This window comes from uncultured Kiloniella sp. (assembly GCF_937128705.1).
GTDB lineage: Bacteria > Pseudomonadota > Alphaproteobacteria > Kiloniellales > Kiloniellaceae > Kiloniella.
This window is the reverse complement of sequence record NZ_CAKZMP010000064.1, coordinates 1-10,082: the sequence shown is the minus strand read 5'-3', so window position 1 is coordinate 10,082 and position 10,082 is coordinate 1. Positions and strand designations below refer to the sequence as shown.

Annotated in this window: 7 protein-coding genes and 1 pseudogene; 5 read left to right on the top strand and 3 right to left on the bottom strand. The window is 44.9% G+C overall.

Translation table 11 applies throughout. The annotated features are described in order from the left end of the window. Positions 1–356, top strand: a pseudogene (locus tag Q0241_RS03595) (molecular chaperone HtpG); the annotation flags it as partial. 101 nt (positions 357–457) lie between these two features. Here the strand turns inward: Q0241_RS03595 and Q0241_RS03590 are convergent. Then, positions 458–1,306, bottom strand: coding sequence for a thioredoxin family protein (locus Q0241_RS03590; protein ID WP_299373190.1), 849 nt, complete (start codon positions 1,304–1,306; stop codon positions 458–460). A 179-nt stretch (positions 1,307–1,485) separates the two neighbouring features. Further along, the gene (gene acnA, locus Q0241_RS03585) at positions 1,486–4,164 is read right to left on the bottom strand and encodes an aconitate hydratase AcnA (RefSeq protein ID WP_299373187.1); all 2,679 of its coding nucleotides are present in this window, start codon (positions 4,162–4,164) and stop codon (positions 1,486–1,488) included. Between the two features lie 314 nt (positions 4,165–4,478). Between acnA and Q0241_RS03580 the strand changes: the two genes are divergently transcribed. The 3 genes from Q0241_RS03580 to Q0241_RS03570 all read left to right on the top strand — a co-directional run bounded on the left by Q0241_RS03580 (position 4,479) and on the right by Q0241_RS03570 (position 7,768). Beyond that, positions 4,479–5,030 (top strand): cytochrome c, encoded by a 552-nt coding sequence (locus tag Q0241_RS03580; RefSeq protein WP_299373184.1) that lies wholly within the window; start codon positions 4,479–4,481, stop codon positions 5,028–5,030. A 79-nt stretch (positions 5,031–5,109) separates the two neighbouring features. Beyond that, positions 5,110–6,459 (top strand): oxygen-independent coproporphyrinogen III oxidase, encoded by a 1,350-nt coding sequence (gene hemN, locus Q0241_RS03575; protein WP_299373181.1) that lies wholly within the window; start codon positions 5,110–5,112, stop codon positions 6,457–6,459. A 121-nt stretch (positions 6,460–6,580) separates the two neighbouring features. After that, positions 6,581–7,768, top strand: coding sequence for an NnrS family protein (locus Q0241_RS03570; protein ID WP_299373179.1), 1,188 nt, complete (start codon positions 6,581–6,583; stop codon positions 7,766–7,768). Here Q0241_RS03570 and Q0241_RS03565 read toward each other — a convergent pair. Continuing rightward, the gene (locus tag Q0241_RS03565) at positions 7,765–8,961 is read right to left on the bottom strand and encodes a glycosyltransferase family 87 protein (RefSeq protein ID WP_299373176.1); all 1,197 of its coding nucleotides are present in this window, start codon (positions 8,959–8,961) and stop codon (positions 7,765–7,767) included. The genes Q0241_RS03570 and Q0241_RS03565 overlap by 4 nt on opposite strands. Before the next feature lie 139 nt (positions 8,962–9,100). Between Q0241_RS03565 and Q0241_RS03560 the strand changes: the two genes are divergently transcribed. After that, positions 9,101–10,082 (top strand): glycosyltransferase (locus tag Q0241_RS03560; protein WP_299373173.1); only part of this gene is annotated, 982 nt, incomplete at its 3' end.

Below are 10,082 nucleotides of genomic sequence, written 5' to 3'. Positions count from 1 at the left end.
ATATGAAACTAACCCTCGAAGGGGAAGTAAAAGATATCCGCAGTTCAGAGCGTTTGACGGACTCAGCTGTTTGTCTGGTTGCCGATGAAGGCGACATGGATATCCATCTGGAACGTATTCTACGCAGTCATAAGCAGGTCGATGAAGCCAGTAAACGGGTTCTTGAAATCAACCCGAAACACGATCTGGTCAAACGTCTTTCTACCCTGATCAAAGAAGACGGCGCGGCCAAAGAGCTTGAAGACATTGCCTGGCTCTTGCTGGATCAGGCGAGAATTCTCGAAGGTCAGATTCCATCCGATGCTGCGACATTTGCGCAACGCATGTCCCGTGTCATGGGCAAGGGTCTTTCATAAGCCCTTCTCTTTATCTTGCGAACGAAAAAAGGCGGTTGAGAAATCTCAACCGCCTTTTTTCGTTCGCAAGATAAAGACTTTTAACCCAATTTGGACAGGAATTAACTCGGGTTACTTTCGTTTAAAACGGCCCCAAGAATTGCACCACCAAGACCATCTTGTAGTAACAAGGCATATCCATCTTTCGGAGATAACCCAAGCGAAGCAAAGCTAAACGAGACTGAGGCATCTGTCCCATTCCATTCAGCAGCGCGTTCAAACCCGCGAACGACGTGTTTGTTTACCATAAACAGCCCTTTGTTTTCACCTCGTTGGATTTCTGTTTCGTGTTGCTCATCAAAGACCGCCACCCACAAGGTTGCCGATCCGCCAAGAGGAAGCTCGTTACTGAAATTTACTGTTGGCTCAAACAAGGCATTACCTGCAACAGATAGAGATACAGCCTTACCCGTTCTGGCAGCTTCTTCTAACCCAAGCAGAACATCGCCCCGACGTGATCCCACCAATTCTTCACGTCCATCAATAACCAATTGTGGCGTATAGACATATCGTAACGACATGGTGGAACCGTAATCACGCTGACGTTGCGTTGCTTCCGGACTCGAAAAAGGATCTTTCCATCCAATATAGTCCCAATAATCAACATGATACGACAGGGCAATAATTCCGGGTTGATCAGCAAGCTCAGTTAAAAGCGCATCGGCTGGCGGGCAGGAGCTACAGCCCTGCGACGTAAAGAGCTCAATAACCACAGGTGCTGTTTCGGAAAGTCCCGCAACATTCGCAGCCTGTGCAACCAACTGTCCTTGAGCCAAGCGTTTTTCCGCAGCCCGAACCAACTCGCTAGACGTACCACTTATGGCCATGTAAGCCCAAGCTGAAGAGAGGCCAAGCGCAACAAAAGCAACTTGCACAAACGGACGTTTAAATAGAGTCTTTAAATATTTCATATTCAAAGACTATGCCTCTTTCAGCGAGAGCTCCAGTCACGTCAACCTCAAGTTTGCGCGAGCAAGGCAAGTTTACACGAGCAAAACAAGGTTTGCCCTCGATATCTAATTTGACTCCATCCTGACCAACAAAAAAAGGCAGCCCAATGGACTGCCTTTCTATCACTCATACAAGTGGTTTAAGTCTCATCATTGATCAAGTTACGCAGTACATAGTGAAGAATACCACCATGGCGGAAATATTCGACTTCATCTGCGGTATCAATACGGCACTTCAGCTTAATATCTTCGATCGAACCATCCGGACGGCTGATACGACAGTCAACATCCATACCCGGCGTAATACCATTTTCAACACCAGAAATATCAATCGTTTCATCCCCAGTAATACCAAGCGTTTCACGGGTTACACCATCTTTGAAGACAAGCGGGAGGACACCCATGAAAACAAGGTTGGAACGGTGAATACGCTCAAAACTTTCAACAATAACTGCCTTAACACCTAACAAACGGGTTCCCTTGGCGGCCCAGTCACGTGACGACCCCATGCCGTATTCCTTACCCCCAAAGACAACAAGCGGCGTGCCATCATCGATGTACTTCATGGCTGCATCGTACACTGGCATAACTTCGCCTTTGTATTTAGAAAAGCCGCCTTCTGTACCCGGTACCATCTCGTTTTTAATACGAATGTTGGCAAAGGTGCCCCGCATCATAACTTCGTGGTTACCGCGACGAGACCCGTAAGAGTTAAAGTCGATTGGACGTACCTGGTGGCTAGTAAGATATTCACCCCCCGGGCTATCAGCTTTGATCGCACCCGCAGGCGAAATATGATCAGTTGTGATATTGTCAGCAAGAACCAGAAGAGGACGCGCGCCAGCGATATCGCTGAGATCGCCAGCTTCCCTGCTCATACCTTCAAAGAATGGCGGATACTGAACATATGTACTTTGGTCATTCCAGTCATAAGTTAACCCAGTCGCCGTTTCAATTTCTTTCCATTGCTGGGGACCTTCAAAAACGTTGTCATAACGCTCTTTGAACATTTCCGGTGTTAGCGCAACGTTAGAAATTTCCTGTATCTCTTGTGATGTCGGCCAGATGTCTTTCAGGTAAACATCTTGACCATCTTTGCCCTGCCCAATCGGATCGTTCAAAAGATCAATGGTTACATTACCTGCCAGCGCATAGGCGACGACAAGCGGCGGCGACGCTAAATAGTTCAGACGTGTCTGCGGGCTAACGCGGCCTTCGAAATTACGGTTTCCGGACAGAACCGCAGCAACCTGTAATTCTTTGTCATCAATGGCAACAATATGCTCGTCGGCAAGCGGGCCAGAATTCCCGATACAGGTGGTGCAACCATAGCCAACGAGATCAAAACCTATTTGATTGAGGTAATCCTGAAGTCCTGCTTTTTCGAGGTAATCAGTCACAACCTGTGACCCGGGTGCCAGAGATGTTTTAACCCAAGGTTTCGAAGTCAGGCCCAATTCAACCGCTTTTTTCGCGACAAGACCAGCACCGATAAGTACCGATGGGTTCGAAGTATTGGTACAGCTGGTAATGGCTGCGATCATTACATCACCATTGCTCAGCTCGTAATCTTTACCTTCAACAGAGGATTTATCACCTGCCTTATCTCCCAAAGCTTCATCGATCAGCTCGATAGATTTTGGTGCAAGATTGCTGAGAGAAATACGATCTTGTGGACGTTTTGGTCCGGCAAGACTTGGCTCAACCGTTGAAAGATCAAGTTCTAGTGAAGATGTAAAGATCGGATCAGGTGTGTTTGTCTCACGCCACATCCCCTGTGCCTTAGCATAAGCTTCAACCAAAGCAACACGATCAGCATCACGACAGGTAAAGCTGAGGTATCTGATAGTTTCTGCGTCAATCGGGAAGAAGCCACAGGTTGCCCCGTATTCCGGCGCCATGTTTGCGATTGTCGCCTGATCAGCCAACGTCAAATTATCAAGACCTGCGCCATAGAACTCAACGAATTTACCAACAACACCATGGGCCCGAAGAATTTCAGTAACGGTCAAGACCAAGTCTGTCGCGGTTGTTCCCTCTTTCATCTTGCCGGTAAGTTTCATACCAACAACCTCAGGGATTACCATGGAAACAGGCTGTCCCAGCATTGCAGCTTCTGCTTCGATACCGCCGACACCCCAACCGAGTACGGAAAGGCCATTTACCATGGTTGTATGGGAATCAGTCCCCACCAACGTATCAGGGTAGGCAACCGTAGAGCCATTCTCTTCTTTGGTCCAAACAACCTGTGCAAGATTTTCAAGGTTCACCTGATGGCAAATACCTGTTCCCGGGGGGACAACGCGGAAGTTATCAAAAGCAGTTTGTCCCCAGCGCAGGAAAGAATAACGTTCTCCGTTACGCTCAAACTCCAGATCAACGTTTTTCTGGAATGAATCTGCGCCGCCGAACGAATCAACCATTACGGAGTGATCAATAACAAGATCGACAGGGGAAAGAGGGTTGATCTTCTTGGGGTCCCCACCCATTTCAACCATAGCCTGCCGCATAGCGGCCAAATCAACAACCGCTGGAACCCCTGTAAAATCCTGCATAAGAACACGTGCAGGGCGATAGGCAATTTCACTATCCGACGTACGATCTTTCAGCCATTCAGCCATCGCTTTGATGTCATCAACCTTGACACTGCGATCGTCTTCAAACCGCAACAGGTTTTCCAAAAGTACTTTCAGAGAAAAAGGCAGACGGGATATATCCCCGAGTGTCTTGGAAGCTTCCTCGAGACTATAATAGTCGTATGTCTTGCCATTTACATTAAGCTGGCGGCGAGTATTCAGGGTGTCCTTACCAAGAGCCAATTTAATCTCCTCTTGCGGGTGTACGTCTCTCCAGATGGGGCTTTTTCCTGTTTTGCAGTAACTAGATCACTTTAGATCTGAGGAACCAACAAAGCCTTCTCATCTACTTATCTTATGCAATGTTAAGTTACCTCGTTAGGGATAAAAAGCAATATATGCCGCGACACAAAATAAGAACGAGTTAAGTTTATCATTAGCATTTACTAATAGTGTGGTTTGTCTTTTTTCCCTTGAGCTTACATTGGGAGGAACATTTATGATCCTGTCATTATATTCTCTACGTACTACAGTTAAGCTGAACAGGGATTATTACAATGGCCTTTCGTTTTTGGGGACATTTCCAACGCCAATTTTTAACGTGCCACAAAATAATCCTCTCAGTTGCAATAGGTATTATAGTGGGGAGTTATTTTATTTTCTACTCCCCTGATCTTTTTCAAAAATCGGAAACAGACAATAAGGTTTTGGCTTCTGATTTCATCAATACATTAAATATTGATGAGGGAAATATTGTTGAGGGCGGAAAGCTTTATCAACAAAATTGTGCATCCTGTCACGGCATCCAACTTGAAGGGGAAACCAACTGGCGTAGCCCAAAAGAAGATGGATCTCTACGTGCACCACCTCATAATAAAGACGGGCATACCTGGCACCACCCAGATCGCATACTTTTTCATATAACAAAATTTGGCGGCGCAGCCATCGCCCCGGAAGGTTTCAACAGCAACATGCCTGCATTTAATAAAACTCTCAGCGATACAGAGATAAACAAAGTTCTGGCTTTTATCAAAAGTAAATGGCCGAAAGAAATACGTCAGCGTCAAAAAAATATCTCAGACAAAGACAAAGCATCCCTAAGCCAATAAACATCTCTGATTAAGCCTCACTCCTCCTTCTTGACATAAATCAAGGATAGCTGATCACAGTTCGGATATTCCATGGTTTATGAAAACAGAGATCATACAAAAATACGACAAAGGGGTTCCTCGTTATACGAGCTATCCTACGGCACATCTTTTTAAGCCCGACTTTGAGGCCAGTACCTACACTGACTGGCTGCGGGCTATTCCAAAAGAGATGCCACTCTCTCTGTATTCTCACATCCCTTATTGCGATAGCCTCTGCTGGTTTTGTGGGTGCCACACCAAGATCACCCAAAAATATAAACCAATAAAAGAGTACATGGGATCTTTGCAAAAAGAGATCCTTATGACCGCAGATGTCACGGGCCGGGGACGGCCGGTTAATCATATGCATTTTGGTGGTGGCAGCCCAACCATTTTAGTACCGGAAGATGTAAAAGAACTCTTTCAGACATTCCATGAAGCCTTCACCTTTACCGATGATGCAGAAATAGCAGTCGAGATTGATCCTAGGGATATAAGCCAAGAGGCGATCAGAGCCTGGGCGCAGGGTGGTGTCAACCGTGCCAGCCTTGGGGTCCAGGATATTCAAGACAAAGTACAAAGAGCCATTAACCGTATTCAACCAATTGAACAAACAGCAAAGGTCGCTAATTGGCTGCATGAAGAAGGCGTCCACGGCATCAACATGGATTTGATGTATGGCCTGCCTTATCAAACGGTAGAATCAGTTTTGGAAACCATTCGTCAAGTCATGACCATGGCCCCGGAACGCATTGCCCTCTTTGGCTATGCGCACATTCCTTCATTAAAACCTCATCAGCGCCTCATCCCCGAAGAAGTCCTCCCCGATTTCAACGAAAGGTTTGAGCAACAGGAAGCCGCGGCGGAGTTATTACAAAGTTATGGTTTTGTCCGGATTGGTCTGGATCACTTTGCAAAACCTGATGACCCCATGGCTATTGCTTTTAAGAACGGAACCCTAAGACGTAACTTCCAAGGTTATACGACAGATAAAGCAGACGCGATGATCGGGTTTGGCGCATCTTCTATCGGTGCGCTTCCAAGCGGGTTTGTCCAAAATATCGTCGCGATCAGAAACTATCGTGCCGCGATTGATAGTGGAAATTTTGCCGTCGCCAAATCTATTCCTTTCAAAGGTCAGGACAAATTACGGGCCGCAATTATCGAACAGCTTATGTGTTATCATGAGGTAGATTTGATTGATATCTGCAATAAATTTCAAAGCTCAATTGACGAGTTCGACTACGAAATCAGTGCCTTGCAGACTTTTGTCGATGATAAAATAGCCCGGTATCAAAATGGGGTTATCATTGTAGAACATGATGCAAGGGCATTGGTCAGAGCCGTCTGCGCCCTGTTTGACGAATACCATGGGTCAAGAGAAATGACTTACTCGCAAGCGGTTTAACAAACCAATTTGTAATAAAAATACGTTGTCTATGAAAATTAAACTGCGCGGCTCTGTCACATAGCATTATAGATGCATATAATATACATGATAAAGAATAACCATAAGGAACATTGATATCATGATTTCAGCAAGTTCACCCTTTTGGCGGGCGGGGTTTAGACCCTTCTTCACAGCCGGAGCACTATATGCTCTGATTGTCCTGTCGCTCTGGGTGCTGATACTTGCAGGGATCATCGATTATGAAACGCACATCGCCCCGTCACTCATTCACGGCCATGAAATGATCTATGGCTTTGGCGTTGCTGCAATAGCTGGCTTCATACTCACAGCCATGCCGAACTGGACAAATACGGCACCTTTAGCTGGCAAACCATTAATAGCTCTCTTTAGCCTCTGGCTCATTGGAAGGTTATCCCTGTGGGCCGGAACATCTCTCCCGTATAACTTCCTTGCCACTCTTGACCTTCTTTTCCTTCCTGTTCTAGCAATCTACACGGCAAGAATACTCATTAAAACCGGGAACAAACGGAACCTCATGTTGCCGGGAATCTTTATGATACTTGCCACCTTCAATCTGTGTTTTTATCTCTCGGGTACAGGAATCGTACCGCATTCATCAAGAACTGTTCTAGAAGCAGCCATATCTCTTTTGGTACTTTTAATCACTATTATAGGCGGGCGCATCATTCCCGCCTTTACCCGTAACGCCCTCGCTGCAAAAGGAAAATCCGTCGACATAGTTGCTCCTGGTAAACTCAGCATCCTGTGCATTATCGGCACAGCGATAATGATGATTGGCGATCTATTCGTTGCTGATAATTGGCCCTATTTGTTTGCATACTTTTGTGCCCTGCTTGCAGGATTACATCTCGCCCGCCTTTATTTCTGGAAAGGTTGGATGACCCTATCTGATCCCCTGTTATGGGCGATGCACATTGCCTATCTATGGATCCCTATTGGCTTAACGCTTAAAGCTTATGGTTTTCTCGCTTACGGTTACTTCTGGGAAAGCGCCCTTCACGCACTAACCGCAGGGGCTATTGGCACGATGATCCTTGTGGTCACGGCCCGTGCCGGCCTAGGCCATACGGGTAGCGCTCTTAAAACGAACCTGTATCTGACAACGGCATTATGGGCGCTGACCTTCTCTGCAATTTTTCGTGTCATCCAGCCCTTTATTGAGGGCGATTTCTCGGAACAATTACTGTACCTATCATCATTCTTTTGGGTTCTTGCTTTTGGCCTTTATCTGCTTAACTTCATCCCCTTAATGGGCCAGCCAAGACTGGATGGAAAGCCTGGTTAAGAAGCTCTTTCTGTTCTCAGTTCTGAAACAGCACGTGAAACCGCCAAAACAAACAAAGCAAGAATGACAGGAAAACCTATTTGAATATTAAAATTCTGCCCTATGCCAGCAAGAATCAGCGGAGTCACGAACCCGCAGACAAGAATAGTTTTTTCCCATATCGCGCCGCCTTTTTGTGCGACATCCATCGCAAGTAAAGCGATTGGAATTGAGAGGAGCGTCATTTCATAATCAAAAAGGTACGGAAGAATTAATAACGTTGCAGAGATAAGCGCAGCAAAAGCCATATTCGTAGAGCCACAACGGTACCAAAGCCACACAAGAACAGCTACCACGACAAAGGCCATCGCCCAGTGCGCCCCATAAGAAAAGCCATCGGCAAAACCCATCATTTTAAGCGTTATATATAGGCTTGGCATTTTTTCAGAAAGCAAAAGTCCCTGCCCCATAACAGACTTAACCACCGACATGTTCTGGAAAAATACTACCCATAGCTCCCAGCCGAATACGGCAAAAGACAGCCCGACAAAAAGACTTGTAGTTAAGGCCGCAGAGAAAAATACCCGCCATTGTTGAGAGACAAGGAGCACCAGTGGAATAAGAACGCCCAATTGTGGTTTAAAGGCTAATAATCCGATAAACACCCCCGCGAGAAGAGGCTTGGATCGAAAATAAAAAATGGCACAGGCAAGTAAACCTGTACTTAACAACGAATTTTGCCCGTGAACCATCGTCAGGTACACTGCCGGATAGGCAACAATCAGTAAAATTGCATAGGGGTGGTCAAATAATCGCTTTAATGAATATACGTAGAAAAGAAAGCTGCTACCGATAAACAAAAAATATGACGCAAGATATGGGATCGTCGCAAAAGCGCTAGATAACAACATAAAAGTCGGTGGATAGTGCCACAAGAATACGGATTGATTCCCAGGCACCGCCAACTGTTGTATCTCAACGATCCTTTCCCGAACAAATGCAGCTTCGGGCGCCCCCAAAAGAGCGAGATAACCTGCCGACCAAAAAGTTATAAAATCATAACCTGCCGGACTGCTGTCCGTATCCAGCATGTTATCGAAAGAAGATATCAGGGCAATCGCCCGGAACAAGCAGATCCCTAAAATAAAACATCCATACAAACGCAGGCGATCTGGCTCAAAAACAGCAGGATATATACTTCTACTCTCAGCCATTTTCTTAAATTTCGAACTCAAAACACAATCACTATTTGCCACCCATCAGATCGACCAAACTTAACCTGAAAGATAACAAATAAGTATTAACGAATAAGTTCTTATATCTTCCTGAAAAATAAGCTCTCAGGATGGCGTTTTGCGACAAAAAGTAAAAGGGCACTTGTTTCAATCAAGATTTTACTCAACACCTTTAGATGATAATCATTTATTAAATGCAATCAAATATGTTGAACTAAACCCCGTAAAAGCAAGAATGGTTAAATACCCTTGGGAAGATAAGTATTCGAGTGTATTACATAGATTAAACTATATAAATGATAAAATACTTAGCAATTATGAAGTAATAGATAATATAAAGGTAGCGCGCTTTCCCTCGCATCGATCACCATTGCGGGTAAAACTCTGGCATTTACGTAATCATTCTTTATATCGCAATGCTGACGTCATCCATATTCATAGTCTTTACTCAATAGAAAGTATTCCTGCATTTTTGTTAAAGCAATCGAAGACAGTTATCACATTACATGGTTGGGGAGGAAAATACCCCATTCCCGTTGAACAGATTGAAAGAGTTTCAACTGGAGTACCTAAAGTTGCTAGTGGAGTAATTACGGTAGGAAGTTTTGTGAATAAGTGGTTTAGAGTGAAATCAGATGAAACTATTTATGGCGCAACATCATTAACAAAAGAGACACAAGAAAAAGAATACGATATATGTATTCTGGGAAGACTAGAAGAAGACGCAGGGATCAATGCTTATATCGAAGCTTTACGCGAGATATGTCATAGGAGTACAAGACGTCTGAATATTTGTGTATGCGGAGATGGCAGTTTGAAGAAAAAACTACACGATGCTATTTCAAACGACGCTGATGTTCATTTCACGGGATTTGTAGATAATCCTCAATATTATATGCATAGATCATTATGCTGTTTTACAAGTGGCTATTTAGGTATATTGGAAGCCTTGACATTAGGGTGTAATGTTTATTCCATTTACGAAAACCCAGTAAAGCGCGATTATCTCTGCGACAGCCCTTATTCAGACTTTATCATAGTAGCGTCTAGTTCAGGTGAGCTGGCGAACTATTTTATTGCTGAAGCGAAACCCAACAAAC

What these genes read in the sequence shown, in the direction of transcription:
- hemN (WP_299373181.1), top strand. Translation starts at nt 5,110, where the DNA reads ATGAAAACAGAGATCATACAAAAATACGACAAAGGGGTTCCTCGTTAT.
- Q0241_RS03570 (WP_299373179.1), top strand. Translation starts at nt 6,581, where the DNA reads ATGATTTCAGCAAGTTCACCCTTTTGGCGGGCGGGGTTTAGACCCTTC.
- Q0241_RS03565 (WP_299373176.1), bottom strand. Translation starts at nt 8,961, where the DNA reads ATGGCTGAGAGTAGAAGTATATATCCTGCTGTTTTTGAGCCAGATCGC.
- Q0241_RS03580 (WP_299373184.1), top strand. Translation starts at nt 4,479, where the DNA reads ATGGCCTTTCGTTTTTGGGGACATTTCCAACGCCAATTTTTAACGTGC.
- Q0241_RS03590 (WP_299373190.1), bottom strand. Translation starts at nt 1,306, where the DNA reads ATGAAATATTTAAAGACTCTATTTAAACGTCCGTTTGTGCAAGTTGCT.